This is a genomic window from Trichormus sp. NMC-1 (assembly GCF_001858025.1).
GTDB lineage: Bacteria > Cyanobacteriota > Cyanobacteriia > Cyanobacteriales > Nostocaceae > Anabaena.
On sequence record NZ_LZQD01000001.1, the window covers coordinates 984,282 to 1,009,778 of the forward strand.

The following is a 25,497-nucleotide window of genomic DNA, read 5'->3' on the forward strand; positions in this document are numbered from 1 at the left end:
TGAAAGTCTTTTGTTATATGGCTTTTTTCTGAAATTTTGTACTTCATTTACCTGAAATCTGCTGTATTTGTAAGTAGCCATCATAAACTGCGTACACCAGGACACATGAAAAAACTTCTTATTCCCCTCCTTGCTTGCGGGGAGGGGTTAGGGGTGGGGTCTTATTTTCAAGTCAGGTGAACAGAAAAAATTAAAGGTATGTGAAGAAAAGCAAAGCAAGCTGAAACTCTTTTCCCCTGCGCCCTGCTCCCCTGCCTTATCTCAACGACAATTTTTAACGCTCACTTACTTATGAGTTTAATTTTCCAATGCAGAATTATAAGCTTTAACTAACAAATCAATCCCCGTAATTGCCCCACCAACAACAACAGCATTAGCACCTAAATCTAAAGCTTTTCTGGACATTTCTGGTGAAGAAATACCGCCTTCACAAATTATAAAGGCATCAAGATTTTCTACTATCTGTCTGAGTAATTCCCAACCAGGAGGAGCAAAAGTTTTAGTTTCCGCAGTGTAACCAAAAAGAGTAGTCCCCACAATATCCGCACCAGCATCAACCGCTAATTTTGCTGCTGCAAATGTATCCACATCTGCCATCACTGGTTTACCCAATTCTTGATGAATACGGTTAATAATATCAATTAACTTTTCATCACCGGGACGATTTCTGGTAGTTGCATCTATAGCAATAATATCTGCACCGGCTTGTGCGACAGCAACAGCATGGTGAAACTGTGGTGTAATGTAAACATCAGAACCAGTTATGACTTGTTTCCAAAGTCCAATAATTGGTACTTGTACTTTTTCTCTCACAGCTTTAATATGGTTTGGCGTATCAATTCTCACACCAACAGCACCATTATTAACCGCAGCTTGTGCCATTGCAGCAATTACATAAGCATCATGTAATGGAGAATCTACAGGTGCTTGACAGGAAACAATTAAACCTTTTTGTAAATTAGTCATTTTTGATTTTTATTTTTAATTGTTTAACAAATTCTGGAAGTTTAATTCAATTTACGAATTACGAATTACGAATTATTTTAATTGATTTGGTATCCAAACAGTAAAAATTGAACCCATACCTACAGTAGATTCTACTTCAATTCGACCGCGATGAAGTTCTACAAGTTGTTTAGTTAAAGCTAAACCAACTCCTGTACCTTCGTAGCGACGACGATAGGGTGTATCCAGTTGCTGAAATTTCTCAAATAGTAGTGGTAATTGATCTTCTGGTATGCCAATTCCAGTATCTTCTATTTGAAAGATGGCAGTGTCATCTTCTACCCACAAACGCAAAGTGACGCTGCCACTTTCTGGGGTAAACTTGATCGCATTAGTTAATAAATTCCAAAGAATTTGTTCTATTCTTCCAGAATCGGCTGTAAAGCGATCGCGCAAAGGGTTAATTTGCAAATCGAGTTTAAGAGTGACTTTTTCGCTCTTGGCTTTTTCTAATAAGCATTCTAGGGTATTTTCTGCTATCTTGATTAAAGAAAATTCAGAAATATTTAATACTGTTTTTCCAGCCTCAATTTGCGATAAATCGAGGATGTCATTAATCATTTCTAATAAATGTTCACCACTATCATGGATAGTTTGTAAATAATTCCGTTGTCGTTGACTTAACTCACCTAAAGGCCAACGTAATAATGTCGAAGACATTCCAATCACATAAGTTAAAGGTGTCAGCAATTCATGGCTGATTGTAGCCAGAAATTCACTTCGGAGACGACTTGCAGCTTCAGCAGCTAGTAGTGCTTCCCGCAGTGCCATTGTGCGTTCAATAACTCGTTGTTCCAGAGTTTGTTTTTCTTGAGTCAGTATTCGCGTAGCGTCTTGCAGAGATTCCATTAGCTCAGTTTGATGAATAGCGATCGCTAATTGTTCTGCAATTGAGTTTAACAAGTTTTTTTCACTTTCCTGCCACTCACGGGGAACGTGGCACTGGTGAGCAATCAATAACCCCCAAAGTTTTTCTTCAAACATAATCGGGGCTGCCAATTTTGCCCGAATTTGGTTCGCTCGTAAAAAATTTAATAAGCACTCTTCTAGTGCATAGGTTTTTTCTACATCATCAACAGCTAAAATAAAACCTTGACGATATTTTTCCCAACAGTGAGAAATGCGCGTCAGACAGTCTTTTTCTTGATAATTTAATACTGAGGTAATATTGTCTGTAGCCATTGCTTCATAAACTATACAACCCCAGCCATTTTCATTATTCTGTTCTAAGGATTGAGAATTAACTGAACTTAGGATTAAATCTTGTGTATGTTGAGTCTTGACTTTAAGCGGCTCAAATTTATAAATTACTAATCGGTCTAATTCTAGAAATTCACGTACTTGTGTAATTGCCGTAGCCATAATTAATGGCAAGTTTAGGCTTTTACGGATTTGCGTTGTTACTTGATTCAACAGACGTTCCTGAGCAATCTGTTTTGTCAAGGCGTTTTCCACCGACTGACAACTAAAACCCTCTGGAGGAATTGAACTTGCAGGTACTGTTAAATTTGGGTTGAAATCAGGGAAAAAATATTCTAACAATAACAGAGTAAATTTACTTTGGAGCGTGACATCATTAGGAGCAAGAAGTTGCCGATAATGTTCAAGATTTTGGTATGTGTAAGAATTACAGCCAAACAAATCTCGCAATTTCGAGACAAAAGCAGCGATCGCTTCTTCATTAAATGTCAAACTAGCATTTAGGGCTGAGTCAATTTCTTGCTTCCCCGGCTTTTGGGTTCCCACCAACAGTGCATTAAATCCCTGAGAAACCACCAGCTTAAACCTTTGCCCTTGCCACTCTACAGGCAGTTTCATCCGCACCAGCACAGCTTCTGTCAACACTAAAGCATCACTTTCTACCGCCTGAACCATTTGCTGTAATAATTCTCCAAGCTGATTAAATACACTTAAAGGAAAGGTTCGAGAAAAGCCCAAATCAGGAGAAATAAGCATTTTCAAAAATGTAGTGAGAGGGGCTAAAAGCTGGATTGAGAAGTTGTTTTTGATTGTGTACTAACCAACAGTGTAAAACGGTAAAAGAGAATTATGCATCGTATAAGTGCTACACCAGGGGGATGGAATCAGTCGGAAGGCTTAATTTTCCTTGAACAAACCCCATCACCTTTTGTGTTAATCACGGCTGCCGATACCGACATTCAAACCCTAGCAGCTGTCGTTACAAAATTACCTGCCCAATTTCCACAAATTAGAGTAGCCAACTTATTACAACTACAGCAACAAATAAGTATAGATGCTTATGCTGAACAAGTATTAGAATCAGCCCAAGTGATCGTTCTCCGTTTAATTGGCGGAAGTTCCTACTGGGGTTATGGCTTAGAAGTGGTACAAGAAATTGTGCAACGTAATAGTACAACCCTTATTGTAATGCCAGGAGACGACGGACTTGATCTTGATTTAATCTCTAAATCTACGATTTCTTTAGAAATTGTTCAGCAAATTTGGCAATACTTTCAGGAAGGTGGTATAGAAAATTTCCTGAACGCCCTCCAATTTATCGCTGATACAGCCTTGTCTACCTCGTTTAATCCCCCACCACCACAACCTGTTCCTCGTGTGGGAATGTATGAGTGGGGAAGCTCTTGTGCAGGGAGCAGGGTGCAGGGTGCAGGGGAAGAGCTTTCTTCTACACTGTCACCTGTCACCTGTCACCTGTCACCTGTCACCTGTCACCTGTCACCTGTCACCTGTCACCTGTCACCTGTCACCTGTCACCTGTCACCTGTCACCTGTCACCTGTCACCTGTCACCTGTCACCTGTCACCTGTCACCTGTCACCTGTCACCTGTCACCTGTCACCTGTCACCTGTCACCTGTCACCTGTCACCTGTCACCTGTCACCTGTCACCTGTCACCTGTCACCTGTCACCTGTCACCTGTCACCTGTCACCTGTCACCTGTCACCTGTCACCTGTCACCTGTCACCTGTCACCTGTCACCTGTCACCTGTCACCTGTCACCTGTCACCTGTCACCTGTCACCTGTCACCTGTCACCTGTCACCTGTCACCTGTCACCTGTCACCTGTCACCTGTCACCTGTCACCTGTCACCTGTCACCTGTCACCTGTCACCTGTCACCTGTCACCTGTCACCTGTCACCTGTCACCTGTCACCTGTCACCTGTCACCTGTCACCTGTCACCTTCCAAAGTTGGTATTTTGTTCTATCGCGCTCATTATTTGGCGGGAAATACCAAGGTTATTGAGGCTTTATGTGCGGCTTTGGGGGAAAAAAATTTACAACCTGTGCCAGTGTTTGTATCGTCATTGCGTGAACCTGGTGTGAGCGAACAGTTGTATGAGTTGTTTCAGCCGAAAGATGGACAGCATATTGATTGTTTACTTAATACCACCAGTTTTTCCCTAGCGCGGTTGGAAACAGAAACACCACAAATCGAACTTTGGGAAAAATTAGATGTACCGGTTTTACAAGTAATTCTCTGCGCTAGTTCCGTGGAGCAGTGGGAGTCACAGTCACAAGGTTTGACTCCCCGTGATATGGCGATGAATGTGGCATTACCAGAGGTTGACGGGAGAATTATTAGTCGGGCTGTGTCTTTTAAAACTTTGCAAACTCGCAATCATGACTTAGAAACCGATGTGGTAGTTTATGAACCAGTGAGCGATCGCATTGAGTTTGTCGTACAGCTGGCAGCTAATTGGGTTCGATTAAGAGTGAAACCACCCCAAGAACGTCGTATAGCCTTAATTTTAGCAAATTACCCCAACACCAATGGTCGCCTTGCTAATGGCGTAGGACTCGACACTCCCGCCAGTTGTGTAGAAATTCTCAAAGCTTTACAGTTAGCTGGTTATGAAGTGGGAGATATCCCAGCTACAGGAGATGAATTAATTCAACTTCTCACATCTGGCGTTACCAATGATCCAGAAGGAAGAGATTGGAAACCAATACAGCAAAGTCTTTCAGCCGAAGAATATCAAAAGTATTTTGCAACTTTACCAGAATCTGTACAACAAGAAATTATTCAACGTTGGGGATTTTTTGGAGAAACGAACCGCAGAGGCGCTGAGGTCGCAGAGGATGGGGAGATTTTACCTATTTCTGGGATTCAATTTGGTAACATTTTCGTAGGAATTCAGCCTTCACGGGGTTACGATCTTGACCCTAGTTTAAATTATCATGCACCAGATTTAGAACCAACACACGCCTATTTAGCTTTTTACTATTGGGTGCGGGAAAAACATTCCAGTTGTTTTGGGGCTGATGCGATCGCTCATGTCGGCAAACATGGAAACTTAGAATGGCTACCTGGTAAAAGTATTGCTTTATCTAATACTTGTTATCCCGAAGTTGCTTTTGGGGCAATGCCGCACCTGTACCCATTTATTGTCAATGATCCTGGAGAAGGTTCTCAAGCAAAACGTCGCGCCCAGGCGGTAATAATCGACCATCTCACACCGCCCATGACTCGCGCTGAATTGTATGGACCCTTGCAACAGGTAGAAAATTTAATTGATGAATATTATGAAGCCGAAAGTTTAGATCCTACCCGTTTACCAACAATACGCGATCGCATTCAGGAACTAGTCATCAAAGAAAATCTCTATAAAGACTTAGGAATTACCGACGAAAAAGACATCGCCAACTTTGAAACCTTAATCTTAAATTCCTTAGATGGCTATTTATGCGAACTCAAAGAAGCCCAAATCCGCGATGGCTTACACATTTTCGGTCAATGTCCCCAAAATAGACAACTCCGAGACTTAATAATAGCGATCGCTCGCCTCCCCAACCGCCATTCCATCGGCATTACCCGCGCCATAGCCCAAGACTGGGGCTTAGACATAGACCCCCTCACCTCTAACTTCAGTAACCCCTTTATCCCACCGATAACCCACTTTGCGCCTCTGCGCCTTTGCGTGAGACTTAACTCTTCCCGCATCATCGGCGATGTCGTAGAACTCCTAGAACAAGAAGCCGCCTTTTTAGTAGAAAAAATTACTGAGGAGTCAGGAGTCAGGAGTCAGGAGTCAGGAGAAAGAATAAAATTACCAATTACCCAAACTCTTAACTGGATAGAATCCAAACTCCTCCCCGCACTGCAAAAAACCGACGAAGAAATCACCAACTTCTTACGCGGACTTGATGGAAAATACATTCCTAGTGCAGCTTCCGGCGCACCCACACGCGGCAGGCCAGAAGTCCTCCCCACAGGTAAGAACTTTTACGCCGTTGACATTCGCGCCATTCCCACAGAAACCGCTTGGGATATCGGCAGAAACGCAGCCGAAACCCTCATTGAAACCTACACCCAAGAACATGGAGAATATCCCCAAACATTAGGTTTATCATTATGGGGAACTGCTACCATGCGGACTGGTGGCGATGATATGGCCGAAGCTTTGGCTTTAATCGGTGTTCAACCTGTTTGGGATGGTGCAGCCAGAAGAGTAGTAGATTTTGAAATTCTGCCCTTATCTATTTTGGGTCGTCCCCGTGTGGATGTGACTTTAAGAATTTCGGGATTTTTCCGAGATGCTTTTCCCAACTTGATTGATTTATTTTCCCAAGCTGTAACAGCCGTAGCCGCATTAGATGAACCGGCAGCAGAAAACCCCTTAGCAGAAGCAGTTCGTCAAGATACTGACTTATGGACTCAACAGGGTTTAAGTTTAGAAGCGGCACAAGAGCGATCGCAATATCGCGTCTTTGGTTCTAAACCAGGTGCTTACGGTGCAGGACTTCAAGGCTTAATCGCCTCCCAAAACTGGCAAGATGACAAAGACTTAGCCCGCGCCTACATGAATTGGAGTTCTTACGCTTATTCTGGGGGAACAGGGAACAGGGAACAGGGAACAGAAAATATTGCTGTCACCTCTACCGCCGCATTTGAGCAACGCTTGAAGCAAATGCAAATTGTGTTGCACAATCAAGACAACCGGGAACATGACTTACTCGATTCCGATGATTATTACCAATTTCAGGGTGGTTTAACCGCAGCGGTGCGTTCTCTCCAAGGAAAAAATCCTCAAACCTATTTTGGTGACAATTCCATTCCCAGCCAGCCAAAAGTCCGCCAACTCAAAGCAGAAATTGCGCGGGTATATCGTTCTCGTGTAGTTAATCCCAAATGGATTGCGGGCGTTATGCGTCACGGTTACAAAGGTGCATTTGAAATGGCCGCGACTGTAGATTTCTTATTTGCCTACGATGCTACCGCTCAATGTGTAGAAGATCATATGTATCAGGGTATCGTCCAGGCATATTTACAAGATCCAATTGTCTGTGAATTCATCCAAGAAAAGAACCCCTGGGCGTTGCGTGATATTTCTGAAAGGCTACTAGAAGCACATCAGCGCGGTTTATGGCAGGATGTCAGCACACAGACATTGGACGATTTGCGAAACCTAGTACATCAAGCTGAAGCAGCAATTGAATAAATATAAAGTGGTGTAGGAAACAAATATGGAAAATATAGCGTATTTGCACCTAGCTTTTGCCTATGAAGATAGTGAATTTGGTGAATTAGCTTTTCTATTTCACCCAGCAGCCGTACCAGATTGGAAACGTCTTTCTAGCAAGGCTTGGAAGTATATGCTTCCCCTTGTTTTAATTCTTTCTATTTTCAGTGCTGTTGGTAGCGTTTTAGCATTAGAAAAAGGCGATCAAGGCCCTTCTGTCAAAAATCTGCAACAAAAGTTAAACTCAGCCGGTTTTTATCGAGATCCTATCACTGAAGTCTATGATTCTCCCACAGAAGATGCTGTCCGACAGTTTCAAAAAGCTGCTGGTTTACCGATTAATGGTGTTGTTGAAGTTAAAACTTGGCAAAAATTAGAAAGTTGGCAGAAAAAGCCAGAGAGTAAAAAAACTAAAACTGCTACAGCACCAACACAAAGAACCACAACCAGTACTCCTCGTTCAGCAACTAACAAGCGCCAAAATCCCAACCTCATTACTAAAGGTGATGAAGGTGAAAATGTCAAAGTTTTACAAGCACGCTTGCGAATTGCTGGTTTTTATTTTGGGAATCCGAGTGGCATATTTGGTCCAATTACCGAAGAAGCTGTCAAGAGATTCCAAAAAGCTTATAAGTTAAGCGCTGACGGTGTTGTTGGACCGACTACACTCGCCAAACTACCCCCAGTAAATGCAGAAAGTGGCGAAGATACTTCCCAACAGGAAATTAATCGAGATCAACTTAGTTTAGGCGATCGCGGTGAAGCTGTCAGAATTCTCCAAGAACAATTAATCAAAGCCGGATATCTAGACGGACCGCCCAATGGTTACTATGGTTCCTACACAGCAGATGCTGTTAGTCGCTTTCAAAAACATCATCACTTAGAAGCCAACAGCATTGCGGGAACTACTACTCGCTCTAAGTTACATAACTTAGTCAAAACTTCACCTAAGAGTGATTTTAATGTCTTAGAAGTTCAAATGCGACTACAGGAGAAAGGTTTCTATAAAGGCCTACTCAACGGCATCATGGCAGAAGACACCAAAAAAGCCATCAAACGCGCCCAAGAATTTTACGGCGTTAGCCCCGGTGACATCATCAGCGGCAACTTCTAGCACAGTACGACGGAAGTAGCTATCCAGTTAAAAAAGGTTAAAAAGCTGATGAAACAAACTTTATGTCCTCCAGTAATACTGGCTCATTTCCATTAAATTCGCTTAAACGTGGCAGATGATTCCCCCACTCACTGATTATATCGTGTCTGCTTAAATACTAATAATTAGGCTGACACGGAGACACAGAGGATTTTTATCTAGTTATCCCACCTCGGTGCTAAAGCGGCATTAATGCCCTTTGGCATTTGGGGCAGACTGCATGAATTGTCAGCTGACAGTCAAGTAGGTGAAACCCTTCTTTTTGGGCTGTTTTTGTGCCAATTTTTAAAATTGACTCGTTTTTGAACTCAATAGTAGCGTTGCACTTGACACAAATGAGGTGATGGTGATGATGGGGGTAGGGCTGGTTAAGTTCATAATGTTTATGCCCTTCACCCAGTTCTAGTTCCCGCAAAATCCCCATTCTCGCCATCAACTTCAACGTCCGATAGATAGTTGATAGACTTATACCTTCACCGTCAGTTTCTAAGCGATGATAAAGATCCTCGGCGCTTAAATGTTCACCTTGCGGAAGTTCTTGGAAAATATGTAGAATTATTTCTCGCTGTGGTGTTAAACGCCAGCCTCGGTCGTTTAGTTCTGCCTTGAGTGAACCAGTTGTGTAGACAGTCATACTAAATTTTCTCAACAAAGCCTGTTAATTGAGAATATAGCAAATGTTAGGCTGGATTTGCAACAATTACAGCTTAATGATAATATTTGCTATTTGTCTTTTGTCAGATGACAATCTTAAATCTCAAGGTTAAAATTCGATAATGATAGCTGTTGCCAGGTATCGCCTTCACACCTGTTAAGATTTCCTGGCCATAGTAGAGAATAGCAAAAATAACTTAAATCCAGAAAGGTAGCAAAAGCTGATTTCACCAGCTTTTCACCTTCTGTCTATGGTACTAAGTTAGAGACTCTAAATAGTCGCGGATGAGGTTACGGCGTTTGGGTTGGCGCAACTTTTGCAAAGCCTTAGATTCAATTTGCCGGACACGTTCTCTGGATAAGTCTAGGGCGCGACCAATCTCAGCTAAAGAGTAAGAATGACCATCGGATAAACCAAAGCGCATGAGGATGACATCACGCTCACGGCTAGTTAAATCTTCTAATAAATTGTGCAAATCTTTTTGTAAAGATTCGCGCATTAACATCTCTTCTGGAGTGACACTATCAGTCTCCAGCAATTCGCCCAACTCAGTATCTTTATCTTTACCAACTTTGGTTTCTAAAGAAACTGAACGAGGTACACGCAACAAAACTTCCCTGACTTGGGCAGGTGTCATGTCTAATTCAATTGCTAAGTCTTCTAAGGTAGGAGTGCGACCTTTTTCTTGAGCAATTTTCCGTTGGGCTTTTTTAATTTTGTTAAGTTTTTCTGTAATATGAACAGGTAAGCGGATTGTGCGGCTAGAAGTAGCGATCGCTCTGGTAATTCCCTGCCGAATCCACCAATAAGCATAAGTACTAAAACGATAACCCTTGGTGGGGTCAAATTTTTCTACGGCTCGCTCTAAACCTAGAGTACCTTCTTGGACTAAATCCAACAATTCTAAGCCCCGATTTTGATACTTCTTGGCCACAGAAACCACAAGGCGCAGATTGGCCTTAATCATGTGTTCTTTGGCTTGGAGTCCTTGGGACTGAACTTTTTCTAGTTCTTCCACTGTCAATTTAGCAATTTCTGCCCAGCGACGTTTACCTTCTGATAAAGTCGGCTTGAGATCTGCTAAGTTCAAACCAGCCGTAGTAGCCCATCTTTCTAAAGACGGCCGATGTCCCAGCGAAGATGCTAACTGCTCCTGAACTTCGATTAACCGAAGATAAGGTACAATCACAGCATCACCTTCCTTGGCAGCGTTAGCAAGCACTATCCGCATCCGCAAATATCGCTGCACTTTTTGGGCTTCTGCAACTTCTTCATCTCTTCCTAATAACCTTACCCGACCAATTTCTTGAAGATATAGACGTACTAAGTCTGTACTCCGACGGTTGTTGTTAGCCGCTAAATTATGAGAATCAACAGCAGCTATTTCCAAATCTTGCAGATCATCTAGGGACAAATCACTGTCATCAATCGTTAGATCAGAGTCTAATGTGGGTTTAGACTTTTGAGAATCGTAGGCGGCATCTGTATAAAAAGAGGTTGCTGGCATAATGTCTTAATTGCTCCAGGTGACAATAGATTACGGTCAGCTAAAATTACGGTCAGCTAATCAACTGTTGCTATTATTCCCGTAATTCACGATGAACTAACATTGTTGATGTTTACAGTACAATTCTTTGCAAATTATTGTACTATGTTATTTTTATTACACTTTACTTATTTCGATAACTATGGTTTTTTGATTAAACCAATAGCTATGATGAGCTAGGGCTATTACAGCGCTGCGTCAATCAGCCACTCATGGGAAATGTCTAAAGCCCTGACGGAACAGTCATTCAAAATTACAAATTCCGCAAAGCGGTACTAGGCTGTAAATTAGGAATTACTGAGTTAACATTGCACTTTTGAGCTAAATTAGCTGTTATTTTTATAACCCGGTATAAACATATTCCTAGTAATTTTGCTGTTTATAAAGTACATAGTTATATTTACACGACTGGGGAGGTAATTTCCTGACGATTTAACACTTTTTTTTAGTGATTAATTGGTCATGAGTTGAGGTGAGTTACGAAATAATGCTGATAGCGCGCAGTGTGAGGCATAACTCTATTGGTTATACTCTGGCTTGATATCTCGTAACATGAGTTCATCCAATGCTTCTTGAGGTGTAACCTCAGCCTCAAGTAACCGATAAACTTGTTCAGTAATAGGGATAGCGATATTTTGCTGCTGGGATATTTGCATCAAAACCCGGCAAGTGTTCACTCCTTCAGCGGTTCCTGGTAAAGTGGCGAGAATTTCTGTGAGCGTTTTGCCACCAGCTAATTGGTATCCAACTTGGTAATTGCGACTTAAGGGACTATTGCAGGTGGCTAACAAATCCCCTAGACCCGATAAACCGTAAAATGTTTCCGTCTTTGCACCAAAGATGTTACCAATGCGAACCATTTCTGTCAAGCCACGAGTGACTAAGGCTGCTTTAGCATTGGTTCCTAGGTGCAGTCCATCACATACCCCAGCTGCGATCGCTATGACATTCTTGATTGTACCCCCCAGTTCTACACCCACGGGGTCAGGGTTCGTATACACACGAAACCGATTGGAAGAAAATACCAGCTGCACCATTTGGGCAGCAGCAGTATTTTTGCTGGCTACTACCGTTGCAGCTGGTAATTCCTGTTCGATCTCTTGAGATAAATTTGGACCAGACAGCACAACTATTGGATGATCAGGAAATTCGGTTTGCCAAATTTGCGACGGTGTGCAAGTAGTTTGCGGTTCTAGTCCCTTTGTGGCTGTGACAAAAATTGTCTCTGGAGATAAGGGGAAAGACTTGACTAAAGCGGCTACACTACTTACCCCTTTTATGGAGATAGCAGATAGGATGATTTCGGCATCTGATAACACTGTTTCTAGAGTCTGGGAACCCTGACGCGACCACAAGCACACTTGATGACCGTTTATCTGTGCCAAATTTGCTAAGGCTGTACCCCAAGCACCAGCACCCAGAATAACAACAGATTTTCGATTTTCGATTTTAGAATTAGTCATTGGTCATTAGTCATTGGTCATTGGTAAAAGACAACAGGTAATAAAGTACTTCTTCCCCCTGCTCCCTGCTCCCTGCTCCCTGCTCCCTGCTCCCCTGCCCCCTTATCGCGGATAGCGTTCTATTAATTCCCTAACTTGCTCCGCATGATATGAGCTTCTTGTCAATGGTGAAGAAACAATTTGTAAAAAACCTAGTTCTTCCCCGTACTCTTTCCAATCTGCAAATTTTTCTGGAGTGATAAAATCTGATATTTGCAAATGTTTTTGACTCGGTTGGAGATATTGCCCAATTGTCAAAATATCACAATTCACTGCTCGTAAATCTTGCATGACTTGGCGAACTTCAGCATCAGTTTCACCTAAGCCTACCATGATACCGGATTTGGTATAGGTGCTGGGAGCTATTTGGTTCGCTCGCTTTAATAATTCCATGCTTCGCTCATAATTACCTTGAGGACGTACCCGACGATACAAGCGTGATATCGTTTCTGTGTTGTGGTTGAGTACCTCTGGTGCAGCTTGGAGAATGATTTCTAGTGCATCCCAATTTCCGCATAAATCAGGAATTAGCACCTCAATTGTAGTATTAGGTGAGACGCTACGAACTGCGGTAATACAATGTACAAACTGAGATGCACCACCATCTGCTAAATCATCCCGATTGACAGAAGTGATCACCACGTGATTAAGTCTCATTCGCCGCACAGCTTCGGCCAGTCGCGTCGGTTCGGTAGGATCTAATGGTTGAGGTTTTTTCTCAAAATCAATATCGCAATAAGGACAAGCCCTGGTACAAGCTGGCCCCATAATCAAAAATGTAGCAGTACCAGCATTAAAGCATTCACCAATATTTGGACAGGACGCTTCCTCACAAACCGTATTGAGGGCTAAATCCCGCAAAATTTCTTTAACGTTACCAACGCGCTCCCACTGAGGCGCTTTTACCCGCAACCAGTCTGGTTTTACAGTCACAATCCACTCTTACCACTGAAGTTCTACACATCTAATCCTAGCAAGCAAAGACCTCTGTGAAAGATAGAATATTTGTGATTTTTTGCTGATTGTGGTATACTTTTCTTAAATTGTCATATTTATAGCGGGATGTGGCGCAGCTTGGTAGCGCACTTCGTTCGGGACGAAGGGGCCGCTGGTTCGAATCCAGTCATCCCGATTTGTCACTTGCCAAATTATTTGACCGCGTTGCCAAATTACCTAGTCATTACGGTGTATTGGCGTTGAAGGCTATTACAATGATAGCTTTTATTTATTTGTATTGCTTTAGTCAGGGAAAATCCTGAACGAAGTGCGCCTTTCAACCCACCTAAAATTTTTTATATCCTTTCATGAAGTTCTTTCAACCCACCCCACTCCGGGAGGGGTGTTAAAACCAGAAGCTACATTTTGCTCGATATCATTTCTAGCCTCACATCTTTCAACCCGCCCCACTCCGGGAGGGGTGTTGAAACATCCATACTACAACGCGCCCAAATTTGTGGATTGCGCCTTTCAGTTCCTGTAATTAGTGATACGGGTACGGGACGCAGTATTTATTACTCCAGGTCTAATTTGGTGGAACTGGCTGCTTTGGTATATTAGCTGTCTACGGGGATAAGTTTTGATATTGCCTGTGAAACGCTGAAACAACTGAAGGAACAAGAACCGGAGTTGTTTATTTCTGGTCAGGGGAAGCGGTTTATGTTGTTATCGGCACAGGATGCTTCGCTTTCTTTGGTAGAATTTGACAGGAAAAGAGCGATTCCTACGGAGCGCTTCGCTATCGCATCTCTGGATGAAGGTAAGGCTGTGATTCCTGTGTGGTTAGATGTAATTTATCAGAGGTTAGCAAGCAAGTTACCAAGGTAGCGATTCCTACGGATCACTTTGCGATCGCATCTCTGGATGAAGGTAAAGCTGTGATTCCCGTGTGGTTAGATGTTATTTATGAGCAGTTGACAAGCAAATTGTAGGTTATAACATTTTCACTAAATTTATTGAAGCAGTTAATTCTCAAACCAATTTTCCTGGCGTGCTACTTCTCCAACTTTAACTATCTTGGATGCAACAAGATTCCTACATTTTGCCTCAGCAGTAGCAACTAAAAAGCCCGGATAATTTTCTGGTTGTCTGGCAATTTTCTGTGCAATATCATCAGATAGGCTTTCTATTGATACTGTACGAATAAATCTCTGATAAGCATAACGTTCGCAGTCCGGCTAAACCTTGTTCTTCCCATTTTTTAACCAGTCTGCGGACTGTTCGGACTGACTTACCCAGTTTTGCTGCTACCTCCCTTTGTCTTTCTCCATAGGTTTTGCGTTAGCGAAGCTTACCGAAGGTATCGCATGGTTCGAGTAATTTTTGGATTAGTTCCAAATAGGATATTTAATGATGCTGTAGGTTTACTTGATCTCTTAGCTCGGTTTCTACATTTGCAAACAGAAGAAAAACGAGACGATGATGGACGCAAATTCAAAAAAGAAACCATGATATTTCCCCGCTATCATCAACTTAAAATCTTCCAAAAAACATTTTTCCAATAATTTTTATTTTTTTATCCAGATGTAGAGTTATTGAAGTATTCAATTATTTTGGCGTTTTCTGGTAATTTCGCATTTCGTTGTCCCTGAGAACGCGCATTAGCAGTAAATAAACCAATGGGAGTATCTAATAAGTCTACAATACCAGCTTTACCAAGAATATTTTTAATAATTGCTTTTGGTAATTCTTTTAATAACCAACGTAATACGCGATAACGATATTCTCCTGGTGTCATCTCTCGCATTAAATCTACACCATGTAATTCATGTAAATAACGATTAGAACGTCCATAACGTCGCCATTGACTGGCTAATTCTTTCATTGTCACTCGGTGACGGTGCTGAACAATAGCATTCGGCGCAAATTCTAATTTCCCTAAATTACCTTTGAGAATGCGCCAACAAATATCTGCATCTCCCCCTGTGCTAAGATAGGGACGAAATAATCCTGAACTGTTAAAAATGCTACGACGAATTGCTAAATTTGCAGTTTGTCCGTAGGGGCAAAATTTATGAGCAAGGGTATGTTTTTGGGATAACGTTTCTTGTTTATCTGCGAATTTTTCCAGAATGTTTTTTCCTGGTAACGCCTCAATTTCACCAGCGACAATTACAACTTCTGAATTAATAAAAGGCTGAATTAATGTGTTTAGCCATTGGGGTTGAGGACGACAATCGGCATCGGTAAAAGCGATAATTTCACCAGTAGCGGCTTTAATACCTGTATTGCGTGCAGCGTAGGAACTTTGAATATTATTTTCACTTAAGGGACGGATAGTAATGGGGGAATTTTCAGCGGTTGTGTTGAGAATGGAGAGAGTGCGATCGCTGCTGTTATTATCTATGAGTAAGTACTCTACCCGGTCTTGGGGATAAGTTTGCCCTAAAAGACAACTCAGTAATTCTGGTAACTCTGTTTCACCATTATAAATAGGAATCACCACCGAAACTTTGGGGAGAAAGCTTTGAGAGGTTTTTTGCATAAGTCCTATATCTGTCTCAATCATTGTTCAGGTTGGTATTATATTTATAACAGGAGTCAGGAGTAAAACCCTGTTGTAGTGGGAGTTTCATTATCAATTGATTATAAAATCTAGACACCAAAAGACTTATAAGACTGTCACCTGCTATATCTGTGGGAATCCGTATTTGGTTGTTTTTGAAATCTAAAATTCCTAAAGAAATCCCACCCTTGATTCTCAGAGTGGGAGCAAGTTAATCACAAAAATACATGAACACCTGATCACAAAGCTTAAAATTTCAAGTCTTCAGCACGACTGCTCAGAGGTTGTGAGTTAGGAACTGTCACAGGTTGAGCAAATTTGCTATTAGAAAGAGCAGCAATAGCACGGGCATATTGAGGATCACTCTGAGTCCCGATTAAATCTGGATTAGAAGCTAATTGACGCTCTTGTGCTTCTGTCAACTCTAGTTTGATATCGGGGGTAATTCCCTTATGGTTGATATCTGTGCCTTTGGGGGTGTAATAGTGGGCAATCGTGACTGCTAACCCAGAACCATCAGCCAATTCATGAACTGATTGAACTAAGGCTTTACCAAAAGTTTGACTACCTACAACTACTGCGCGTTTATTGTCCTTGAGTGCGCCGGTCAAAATTTCACTCGCACTAGCGGAGTTACCATCTACTAAAACTGCCAAAGGACGATTTGTTAAAGCTGTGCGATTGGCTTTTGTTTCTTCACTACTGCCTACACGATCTACAGTTTTGACAATTCCACCATTGTCATACCACATCCGCGCAATTTCTATGCTTGCTTGCAGTAAACCTCCTGGATTTCCTCGCAAATCTAAAACATAGGAATCGGCTTTTTGATTGTCCAAGTTGCGAATAGCCCGTCGCATTTGATCAGCTGCGTGGGCGCTAAATTCTCTTAAGCGAATATAGCCAATCCGACGACCACCTTCTTGCTTGAGGGTATAACGGACTGTGGGGACTTCAATTGTTGCCCTTGTCAGTTTCAAATCAAAGGCATTTTTTCCGGTTCTTCCCAGTTTCAATGTGACGGGGCTACCGGCTTTACCGCGAATAAGACTAGAGGCATCATCTACTTTCATCTTGAGAGTAGGTTTACCGTCAATTGCCAAAATCTCATCACCGGTTTGAATACCTGCTCTGAGGGCGGGGGAATTTTCGATAGCTTCGATGACAGTTAAGCGCTTGGTTTTTTCATTTATTTCCATGCGAATGCCAATTCCTGAAACTTCCCCAGATGTTTGGCTGGTGAGGGTTTCAAACTGTTTAGGCTCCATAAACCTTGTGTATGGATCTCCCAATTTTTGTAGGGCTTCGCGGATAGCTACATAAGCTTGTTCGTTAGAAGTATAGTTTTTGCTTAACAGACTCTGCCTGGTTGCTTGCCAATCTTGTTGATTAAATTTGCCATCAACATATTCACGATTCACAAGTTGCCATACTTGGTCAACTAACGCTTTGGGACTATCTTGTAAAGCAGCGTGAACGGAGCGAGTCCAAGCTTGACTAAATACAGATAGAGTAGCAGTTGTAGCGATCGCTCCACCAATCAAGGCTGCTTGGAGCGGTGAGTGACGTTTCACAGATTGGTTCATGTATGGAGATAGTTGTATTGTTGACAGTTTAACAATCAGGCTTTCCTGAGATTTTCAAGCTTTTATACCCTCAATTTCAGCTATGCTTAATTCATCATTTGTTCCTTTGTAAATGATGTGGATATTACTGTCTATTTTATTAGCAATAATTGCTTTTTTTCAGTTTTACAGTAAAAATAAACACGGCACTCTTGTGACAGGGGTCACTGTTTCATCTTTACACCCTAAATTCTTTTACTAAGATAGCACTTTGTTGAGTTGATGGCAGAATTTTTCAATATTAGATAATAAAGCTTTATTTTTTTATGTTATGAAGCACAAATTTACCATTAATTTATCAATTTCTTTGAAGGGTAGATTTAGAAAAATCAGGAGTTTATTAAAAAATATTACTTTTGCTGTGTGCTTTATCCTGGTTAGTTGGTTAACTTTCACCACTATAACCTTAGTTTCTGCTTCTTCACAGCAGGTAGATGCCTTTTTTGTGCTGGGAGGGAGCATTCGTAGGGAAATTTATGTAGCCCAACTAGCAAAACAATACCCACAAACCCCAATTTTAATTTCTCATGGTTCTCCAGATCCATGTATTTTGCAAATTTTTCAGCGAGAAGCAGCAGATTTACAAAATATCTGGTTAGAAAATTGTGCCAATTCTACCTTTGAAAATCTTTATTATGGAATACCAATTTTGCGGGATTGGGGTGTGCATAAGGTAAAATTAATTACTTCAGGAACTCATGTGTTCCGAGCCAAGTTGATGGCGCAAATCACTTTAGGCGCTCATGGTATCTGGGTAGAGCTTGATGTTGTTAAGGAAAAAGGTATTCCTGGTAATCGTGAGTTTTGGCTAAAAACTTTCTTAGACGTTATCCGCAGCTTATTGTGGGCGATTTTAAGTCAAATCATTCAACCCCAATGTTCACAAATTACAAAACTGGTTGATGTGGATATGCACGCTTGGGAACAGAGAGGCTTTCAGTGTGAATATCAGGGGAGAATAATTAACAGGATTCAACATTAAGTTGTTGCTAAGTGAGAAGATGATTTTATCTGACGCTCTAGATGCTCCAGACGCAGATAGTAAGAGTTTGTGAATAGTTGTGTGCTGGGTTAGTTTTGACTTACGGATATTTGCGGTTAATGCCTTTGCATAAAAAATAAATTATGAAAAGATGAAAAAGGTCTAAAACGACGTATTGTCAAACCTTGCAAAGCTTAAAACTTTTGGAAGTAATAAGGTATAAACAAATATTAATGTATATTCCGAGTACGTATTTATCCTTTTTGTATAACTACCTCAAAGAGTATGGAGATTTTATCTAATACCGTAGCGTTATCGCGGATGCAATTCGCATTTACAGCGATTTTTCACATGATTTGGCCTGTATTAACTACAGGTATGTCTATCTACTTAATTGTAGTGGAAGGATTATGGTTAAAAACCAAAAATCCTACTTATTATCATCATGCTCGTTTTTGGTCAAAACTGTATTTACTAAACTTTGGAATCGGTGTTGCATCAGGTTTACCAATGGGTTTTCAGTTTGGGACTAACTGGGCTCCATTATCAGAAGCGGTGGGAGATTTCTTAGGTAGTATTCTGGGGTTTGAAGGCTCAATGGCATTTATGTTAGAGGCTTCTTTTCTGGGAATTATGATGTTTGGTTGGGAACGAGTTCCTCCCGTAATTCACTATTTAGCAACTATTCTCGTAGCTTTTGGGGCGAATCTTTCCACATTCTGGATTTTGGTTGCTAATTCATGGTTTCAAACTCCTAGTGGTGGAGAAATGGTGAATGGTAAGTTTATTGTTGATGACTATTTTCAAGCAATTTTAAATCCCTTCATGGTGAATAGTGTTCTCCATATGTTCTTAGCAACATTGGAGACTTCTTTATTTGTCATTGGTGGCATTAGTGCTTGGTATATTCTCAATAATCGCCATCAAGAATTTTTTAGCAAATCATTCAAAATAGTTTTAGCGATCGCACTTTTTGTCGCTCCTTTACAAGTGTTAATTGGTCATGCTAGTGGCGATCAAGTTTATCAATATCAACCAACTAAATTAGCAGCAATAGAAGCTCAATGGGAAACTGTACCTGCTGGTGAATCTGCCAAATGGAATATATTAGCAATTCCTAATAGAAAGGCAGAAAAAAATGATTGGGAAATTTCTGTTCCTAATGGTTTAAGTTACATTTTAGAACTAAAACCCAAACTTTCTCAACCTGTATTAGGACTCAAAGAATGGAAACCAGAAGATCGTCCCCCAATGATTCCTTTGATCTTTTATTCTTTCCGAATCATGGCAGGAATCGGATTTTTCTTAGTAGGATTAATGTTGTGGAGTATTATTCAATGGCTCAGAGGTAAATTGAGTGAAAATAATATCAATCAACAAAAATGGTTGTTACGGGCTTGGATTTTAGCTGCACCTTTAGGCTATTTGGCAATTGAATCAGGCTGGATTGTGCGCTGTGTAGGAAGACAACCTTGGACAGTATATGGACAAATTCGTACTACTGATGCAGCGTCTCATTTAGAACCAGGTGAAGTATTATTTTCACTCACGGTTATTGCCCTTCTTTACAGTGTTTTGTTTGTCTCAGCCATGTTTTTTGGTAGCCGCATTATTCGCAAAGGACCAGATTTGAATTTACCCATACCAGGAAGTGAGATCAAAACAGTAATTGCTACTGAATCTGTGAGTCATATTCCCGATAGTCGTCCTTTGGAAACACCGCAATAGGAACAATTACATGGAAGCTTTACTACACTTTTTACCACAAGTTTGGTTTGTAATTCTGGGGTTATTTCTGTTTCTTTACGTGCTTTTAGATGGCTTTGATTTAGGCGTTGGTATCCTCTCTTTGACTTCTTCTGATGAGAAACGCCGTAGTTTATTAATGACCAGTTTAGGCAACGTTTGGGATGCTAACGAAACCTGGTTAGTTTTGATGGCAGGTGCATTATTTGGAGCTTTTCCTTTAGCTTATGGAACAATTTTAAGTGCGCTTTATCTGCCTTTGATGGTAATGGTTGTAGGGTTAATTTTGCGGGCAGTTGCTTTTGAATTTAGGGAACATTCTGATAATAAAAGTTTCTGGAATTTTGCCTTTGGAATTGGTAGTTTTATTGCTTCTCTATTTCAAGGATTTGCCTTGGGTGGTGTATTAGCAGGAATCAAAGTTGATGCGGCTGGGCATTTTATTGGTGGGATATGGGATTGGTTAAGTTGGCAATCATTACTAACAGCATTGACACTTGTGCAAGGTTATGTATTGATTGGTTCAACTTACCTGATTCTGAAAACAGAAGGTACATTACAGGAAACTCACTTTCGCACAGCCAAATTAGCAGCTTGGACAACTTTCATTGGAGCAATTTTAATTACAATTAGTACACCAATTGTCTATGAAAATGCCAGAGCCAGGCTATTTCATCAACCAGAGGTTTATATTTTTGCTTTGATTCCTTTGTTGGGTATGCTGTTGATTTGGTTGCTGTTGCAAAGCCTAAACCGGAAAGAGGAAGTTGCCTCATTTGTCTATACAGCATTAGTCTTTCTCCTGACATTTATTGGTTTGGGATTTATTGCCTTTCCCTACATTATTCCCCCGACTATTACCATTTATCAAGCAGCATCTTCTGCCACTTCAATGGTATTTATGATTACGTTCATTGGGTTTTTGATTCCAATTATGTTGTTTTACAACATCTACAATTACTTTGTCTTCCGAGGTAAGGTAGTCACCAGTGAGGAAAGAGAATAAATTTCTAGTGATTTGAAAAGATTCTCGATTTCTTGGAGAAGTCGGGAATGTTTTTTTTTAAATCACAACTATAAAAAATCCAAAAATTTCATGAGTTCATATAAAGAATAATGTGTAGACACAGTTTTATATTTCCTGACTTTCCAAAAAACCTCTTGAGGACTAGAAATAACTTCTACTGTGATTTGTGCAGATTTACCACCTTGTAAAACTGTAAATCCAACTCTTTGTAAAGCACGACTAGTCCAAATAGCAGCAACACCTTCACCTATCAAATTAACTTCCCCTTTGTATGGTATATGCAGATTAAATTCCCCAGAAAAAATATTAAATTCCACACCCTCACTGCGGAAAGTATCAGCAAATGCACCACTTAATATCAAATCTTCTGGTGCGCCAACATGGAGAATACCATTAATCCCTAACAGCCAAATTTTATCAGCAAGGCGCAAAGCTAAATCTAAATCATGGGTAGAAAGCAGAATCGCTTGATTTGTATCCCGCGCTAACTGACGTAACAATTGCATAATTTCTACCCGACGTGGTAAATCTAAAAATGCTGTTGGTTCATCCAATAACATCACCATAGGTGACTGTGCTAAAGCACGAGCAATCATAATTTTCTGTCGTTCACCATCACTTAATTCGCTAACATTACGGTGGGCTAAATTTACCGCTCCCACAGATTTTATCGCCCAATTAATTATATCTTCATCTTCAGATGATAACTTTCCCCACCAGTCAGTATAAGGATATCTTCCCATAGTTACCAAAGCATAAGCTGATAACATTCCCACATCAACTTTTTCAGTCAATACCAAACTTAAACGTTTTGCTAATTCCTGTGGTGGTAACTTATAAATATCATCTTCTAAAAGTTTAACTTCCCCAGCAATTGGTGGTTGCATTCCTGCCAGAGTTCGCAATAAAGTAGACTTACCCGCACCATTAGCACCTAGTAAACAAACCAACTCCCCCGCTTGCAAAGATGTAACAATATTAGATGCAACATTCCGAATAGTTTTATGGGAAGTCTTATAACCAATAGTCAAATTATGAGTTGTCAGAATTGAATTACTCATGAAGGGAAAGATTTTTTTGAATTACGTTTGAGAATTACCCAAGTAACAACAGGAGTTCCTATCAAAGCAGTAATAGCATTTAAAGGTAAAACCATCTGACTGATTAAAAGCTGGGAAAACAAATCAGCAAATAAAGCTAAAATTGCCCCCATAATTATGACACTAGGAATTAATATCCGATGATCTGAAGTATTAAAAAAACTGCGGCAAAGATGGGGAATTGCTACACCTAAAAATGCTATCGGTCCACAAAAAGCAGTAATCGCTCCCGCTAATATAGAAGCACTACTAATCACAGAAAATCTAGTTTTCTGCACTGTTAACCCTAAACTGCGTGCATAAGATTCACCTAATAAAAGTGCATTCAGAGATTTTGATTGCAGCACCGCTATTAATAAACCTACACAAATAACTGGAGTTAAAATAGCTAATTGTTGCCAAGTTACCCCAGTGAAACTACCAAAAGTCCACATTATATAACTTTGAATCCGTTCTTTTGAACTAAATTGCAACAAAATACTTACCATTGCACTTGTCGCATATCCAAATAATAAACCTAAAATTAACAGCGTCATTGTGTCTTGCACACGACGAGAAACAACTAACATTAACCCTAATACTGATGCTGCACCAAAACTTGCCGCTATAACTAAACTAAAATCACCAATCATTCCTAAATCAGTTAATAACGTCGGTACAGTCAAACTTGCTGTCAGTAAAACCAACGCTACTCCTAAACTTGCACCGGAACTAATTCCTAATACAAAAGGACCCGCTAAAGGATTTTTAAATAGAGTTTGCATTTGCAAGCCACTTACCCCTAAAGCTGCACCGGCTAACGTTGCAGTTAAGGCTTTAGGTAGACGAAATTTGAGAATAATATTTGTCCATGTTGTCTTTTCTGCTTCTTGTCCCAGCAAGATATTCATAACCTCATGAATGGGAATATTCACAGCCCCAAATCCTAAATCCAGTAAGAATGCCAAAATTAAACATAGTAGTAAAATCGAGAAAATCAAATATTTCTTATTAATAAATTTCCAGAGTAAAAATTTATTAATAACCTCATGCTTTTTGATTAACATTATTTATTCACTTTTTGATAGTAAAATAGGTTATAATTTGGTAATATTTCTGGATGAAATATTTTAATTAAATCAGATAAAACTACATCTGGGTTACTAATTCCACTTTGCCAGTAGTCATTACCACCATTAGCATTAACACGAGCATTATTATTATAAAGATTTCCTTTTTTGAAAGCATTAAAATCACCATAACGATTATCTTCAGTCACAACATCTTTTAAACTTAGCCAAGATTGTCTAAGATTCAACCAATAATCAGCATTAGCAGCGCGTTCAAACACAGCTTCAAAAGATATAGGTAAACTACCAGAAGATTTATCCTCACTCCAAAGATAATTTGCACCTGCGTCAGCGAGATATTTGGCTACATAACTATTACCACCTGGTGTGTGCCAAGTCCCTTTAAAATTGAAGCCTACAAACACAGTCGGACGATTTTTAACAGCTTTAGCTTTAGTCGCAATATCTTCGTATTTCTTAGCAATTTCAGCAAATATTTTCTCCACCTCTTCCTCCTTATTAAAAAATAAAGCAGTAAATTTTAACCATTCACTTCTTCCCAATGGTGTATCTTCCATATATTCAGCATTTATAGCCACCTTTAACCCAGCTTCCAACAACTTAGGAAAACTATCAGTTTGTTGATTTCCAGTACCAAAAGTGGTAACTAACTCAGGATTAAGTTCTAAAACTTTCTCCACATTCACAGTAGAATTATTGCCAACAGATACCACCTTACCAGCCTTGATTCTGTCAATAAAATCTGGTGTAGTTACTTGTTTAATATCGCTAACACCGATTAACTTATCAACAACATTTAACTTAGAAAAATGTGGTAAATGAGTTGTAGAGAGAGAAATCACAGAACTGACAGGTGTAGTAAATACTTGGGACTTTTCAAACCCTGGTGGTGTCGGTGTACCGCATTGAACCAAAACATATTTAAAACCTGTTTTAGCATCTTTCCAGGGATTTTTAATCGTCACGACTTTGTAGTTTTTATAATATTCAACTGCAAAGCCGATAGCATGATTAACCTTCACCTTATTGGGAAAATAATCAACATTAGGATCATACTTTTGAACACAACCATTATTAGCAGAACTAACAACCAGACTATTCTGAGAACCTTGACAAGAAACAACCAAAACAGCAACTAAAAACAACTGACATAGAAAAATAATAACCTGATACTTCCTAAAAATCATCTTCCATATTTCTCTCTGCGTCTCTGCGTCTCTGCGTCTCTGCGTGAAAAAATCACCCTACCCAAACACCAACTAAGGATATATATATTCAACAACCTTATTTCCCTCAACCAAATGTTCCTGTACAATTCTTTCCGCAACTTCCGGTTTAACACGACTATACCAAGTTCTATCAGTAGAATGATAAACAACAGGACCTAACTTACAAACTTGTAAACAACCACTTGTTCTCACTTCCAAATCTAATTCCGCTTTTTCAACAGCAGTCTTTAAAGCCTCAAAAGTAGGTTGCCATTTTCGAGAAGGATAACAACGTCCAGAAGTACAAACTGCAATATAGGCACATTTGAGAGGATTTTTAGCAAAAGGAATCGGCTTTTTACCTAATACATAAATATCCCTAAGTTCCTGATAAAAATCCAACTTTGTAAAATCTCCCTTCCCTTCAGGAAGCAAATTTTCATCTTCTACATAGGGATTAGGTAAAAATATCGTCATGGCTTTTTCACCAGCACCATTCCAAAATTGAATACCCCAACTTCTCGGTTCACCTTCGGGATTTATCCTTCTATAAAATGCACCCTTATTAATCAAACGTTGCTGTCTTACTTCGATAGAAGTTTCAGCATTAGGACCACCTAAAGTTTCCTCAATACATAAATGAAAATGCCAATCTCTAGTAATAACAGTTAAATATCCATCATAGAGAACGCATTTTTTAGGTGCTTCGTGAAACTCCAACTCTAAAACACTACCTTGTTCCAAATGTCCTAAACCAACTTGATGCCAATTTTCTTGAAATAAAGTATAAGATAAACAAGCCAGAACATCACCTTGACAATCAAAAAACTCATATTCAATTTGCCAATCATTTCCCGTCGCTTCAATTGTCTTTTCATTTACTGGTGTTACCCAACAATTAAAATCAGCCATAAACAACCCTCCTTGTATTA

At 40.2% G+C, this 25,497-nt stretch carries 20 protein-coding genes and 1 tRNA gene; 8 read left to right on the forward strand and 13 right to left on the reverse strand.

Annotated elements, in window-relative coordinates:
- Nucleotides 1–297: 297 nt before the first annotated feature.
- Entirely contained in the window at nt 298–966 is a 669-nt protein-coding gene (locus tag A9Y75_RS04330) for an N-acetylmannosamine-6-phosphate 2-epimerase (RefSeq protein WP_071188316.1), read from the reverse strand.
- A gap of 72 nt (nt 967–1,038) precedes the next feature.
- A complete protein-coding gene (locus A9Y75_RS04335; RefSeq protein WP_071188317.1) occupies nt 1,039–2,961 on the reverse strand; it encodes a GAF domain-containing sensor histidine kinase in 1,923 nt (640 codons plus the stop codon).
- A 93-nt stretch (nt 2,962–3,054) separates the two neighbouring features.
- Here A9Y75_RS04335 and cobN point away from each other — a divergent pair, with 93 nt between their 5' ends.
- Nucleotides 3,055–7,428, forward strand: coding sequence for a cobaltochelatase subunit CobN (cobN, locus tag A9Y75_RS04340; protein WP_143046356.1), 4,374 nt, complete (start codon nt 3,055–3,057; stop codon nt 7,426–7,428).
- Between the two features lie 25 nt (nt 7,429–7,453).
- Complete coding sequence (locus A9Y75_RS04345) at nt 7,454–8,563, forward strand: peptidoglycan-binding protein (RefSeq protein ID WP_071188318.1); 1,110 nt, start codon at nt 7,454–7,456, stop codon at nt 8,561–8,563.
- A 217-nt stretch (nt 8,564–8,780) separates the two neighbouring features.
- On the opposite strand, the gene A9Y75_RS04350 is transcribed toward A9Y75_RS04345, so the two are convergent.
- From A9Y75_RS04350 to lipA, 4 genes are all read right to left on the reverse strand, one after another.
- Nucleotides 8,781–9,236, reverse strand: a complete 456-nt coding sequence (locus A9Y75_RS04350; protein WP_071188319.1) for a transcriptional repressor — start codon at nt 9,234–9,236, stop codon at nt 8,781–8,783.
- Between the two features lie 277 nt (nt 9,237–9,513).
- Nucleotides 9,514–10,764 (reverse strand): RNA polymerase sigma factor SigC, encoded by a 1,251-nt coding sequence (gene sigC, locus A9Y75_RS04355; protein WP_071188320.1) that lies wholly within the window; start codon nt 10,762–10,764, stop codon nt 9,514–9,516.
- Between the two features lie 557 nt (nt 10,765–11,321).
- Nucleotides 11,322–12,266 carry an NAD(P)H-dependent glycerol-3-phosphate dehydrogenase gene (locus A9Y75_RS04360; RefSeq protein WP_071188321.1) on the reverse strand — a complete coding sequence of 315 codons (945 nt, stop codon included), beginning with the start codon at nt 12,264–12,266 and terminating at the stop codon, nt 11,322–11,324.
- Between the two features lie 102 nt (nt 12,267–12,368).
- Nucleotides 12,369–13,238: a lipoyl synthase gene (gene lipA / locus A9Y75_RS04365; protein ID WP_071188322.1), complete on the reverse strand. Its 870-nt coding sequence runs from the start codon at nt 13,236–13,238 to the stop codon at nt 12,369–12,371.
- A 125-nt stretch (nt 13,239–13,363) separates the two neighbouring features.
- On the opposite strand from lipA, the gene A9Y75_RS04370 reads away from it, so the two are divergent.
- Nucleotides 13,364–13,437 (forward strand) — tRNA-Pro (locus A9Y75_RS04370).
- A 643-nt stretch (nt 13,438–14,080) separates the two neighbouring features.
- Nucleotides 14,081–14,233: a hypothetical protein gene (locus A9Y75_RS29335; RefSeq protein WP_236721325.1), complete on the forward strand. Its 153-nt coding sequence runs from the start codon at nt 14,081–14,083 to the stop codon at nt 14,231–14,233.
- Nucleotides 14,234–14,414: 181 nt separating this feature from the next.
- On the opposite strand, the gene A9Y75_RS29340 is transcribed toward A9Y75_RS29335, so the two are convergent.
- Nucleotides 14,415–14,540, reverse strand: a complete 126-nt coding sequence (locus A9Y75_RS29340) for a helix-turn-helix domain-containing protein (protein WP_083389513.1) — start codon at nt 14,538–14,540, stop codon at nt 14,415–14,417.
- A gap of 68 nt (nt 14,541–14,608) precedes the next feature.
- On the opposite strand from A9Y75_RS29340, the gene A9Y75_RS28230 reads away from it, so the two are divergent.
- Nucleotides 14,609–14,806 (forward strand): hypothetical protein, encoded by a 198-nt coding sequence (locus tag A9Y75_RS28230; RefSeq protein WP_071188323.1) that lies wholly within the window; start codon nt 14,609–14,611, stop codon nt 14,804–14,806.
- A gap of 11 nt (nt 14,807–14,817) precedes the next feature.
- Here the strand turns inward: A9Y75_RS28230 and A9Y75_RS04385 are convergent, their stop codons facing one another.
- Both A9Y75_RS04385 and ctpB read right to left on the reverse strand, forming a co-directional pair.
- On the reverse strand, nt 14,818–15,786 hold the full coding sequence (locus A9Y75_RS04385; protein WP_071188820.1) for a glycosyltransferase: 969 nt from the start codon (nt 15,784–15,786) through the stop codon (nt 14,818–14,820).
- Nucleotides 15,787–16,055: 269 nt separating this feature from the next.
- On the reverse strand, nt 16,056–17,393 hold the full coding sequence (ctpB, locus tag A9Y75_RS04390) for a carboxyl-terminal processing protease CtpB (protein WP_071188324.1): 1,338 nt from the start codon (nt 17,391–17,393) through the stop codon (nt 16,056–16,058).
- Between the two features lie 310 nt (nt 17,394–17,703).
- On the opposite strand from ctpB, the gene A9Y75_RS04395 reads away from it, so the two are divergent.
- From A9Y75_RS04395 to cydB, 3 genes are all read left to right on the forward strand, one after another.
- Nucleotides 17,704–18,414 (forward strand): YdcF family protein, encoded by a 711-nt coding sequence (locus A9Y75_RS04395; RefSeq protein ID WP_071188325.1) that lies wholly within the window; start codon nt 17,704–17,706, stop codon nt 18,412–18,414.
- A 285-nt stretch (nt 18,415–18,699) separates the two neighbouring features.
- The gene (locus A9Y75_RS04400; protein ID WP_071188326.1) at nt 18,700–20,142 is read left to right on the forward strand and encodes a cytochrome ubiquinol oxidase subunit I; all 1,443 of its coding nucleotides are present in this window, start codon (nt 18,700–18,702) and stop codon (nt 20,140–20,142) included.
- A 10-nt stretch (nt 20,143–20,152) separates the two neighbouring features.
- Nucleotides 20,153–21,166 carry a cytochrome d ubiquinol oxidase subunit II gene (cydB, locus tag A9Y75_RS04405; RefSeq protein ID WP_071188327.1) on the forward strand — a complete coding sequence of 338 codons (1,014 nt, stop codon included), beginning with the start codon at nt 20,153–20,155 and terminating at the stop codon, nt 21,164–21,166.
- A gap of 68 nt (nt 21,167–21,234) precedes the next feature.
- Here cydB and A9Y75_RS04410 read toward each other — a convergent pair whose 3' ends face one another.
- From A9Y75_RS04410 to A9Y75_RS04425, 4 genes are all read right to left on the reverse strand, one after another.
- On the reverse strand, nt 21,235–22,248 hold the full coding sequence (locus A9Y75_RS04410; RefSeq protein ID WP_071188328.1) for an ABC transporter ATP-binding protein: 1,014 nt from the start codon (nt 22,246–22,248) through the stop codon (nt 21,235–21,237).
- Nucleotides 22,245–23,333 (reverse strand): iron ABC transporter permease, encoded by a 1,089-nt coding sequence (locus A9Y75_RS04415; RefSeq protein WP_071188329.1) that lies wholly within the window; start codon nt 23,331–23,333, stop codon nt 22,245–22,247. The genes A9Y75_RS04410 and A9Y75_RS04415 overlap by 4 nt, the downstream gene beginning before the upstream one ends.
- Nucleotides 23,333–24,544, reverse strand: a complete 1,212-nt coding sequence (locus A9Y75_RS04420) for an ABC transporter substrate-binding protein (RefSeq protein WP_071188330.1) — start codon at nt 24,542–24,544, stop codon at nt 23,333–23,335. The genes A9Y75_RS04415 and A9Y75_RS04420 overlap by 1 nt, the downstream gene beginning before the upstream one ends.
- A gap of 72 nt (nt 24,545–24,616) precedes the next feature.
- Nucleotides 24,617–25,477, reverse strand: coding sequence for a (Fe-S)-binding protein (locus A9Y75_RS04425; RefSeq protein ID WP_071188331.1), 861 nt, complete (start codon nt 25,475–25,477; stop codon nt 24,617–24,619).
- Between the last annotated feature and the right edge of the window lie 20 nt (nt 25,478–25,497).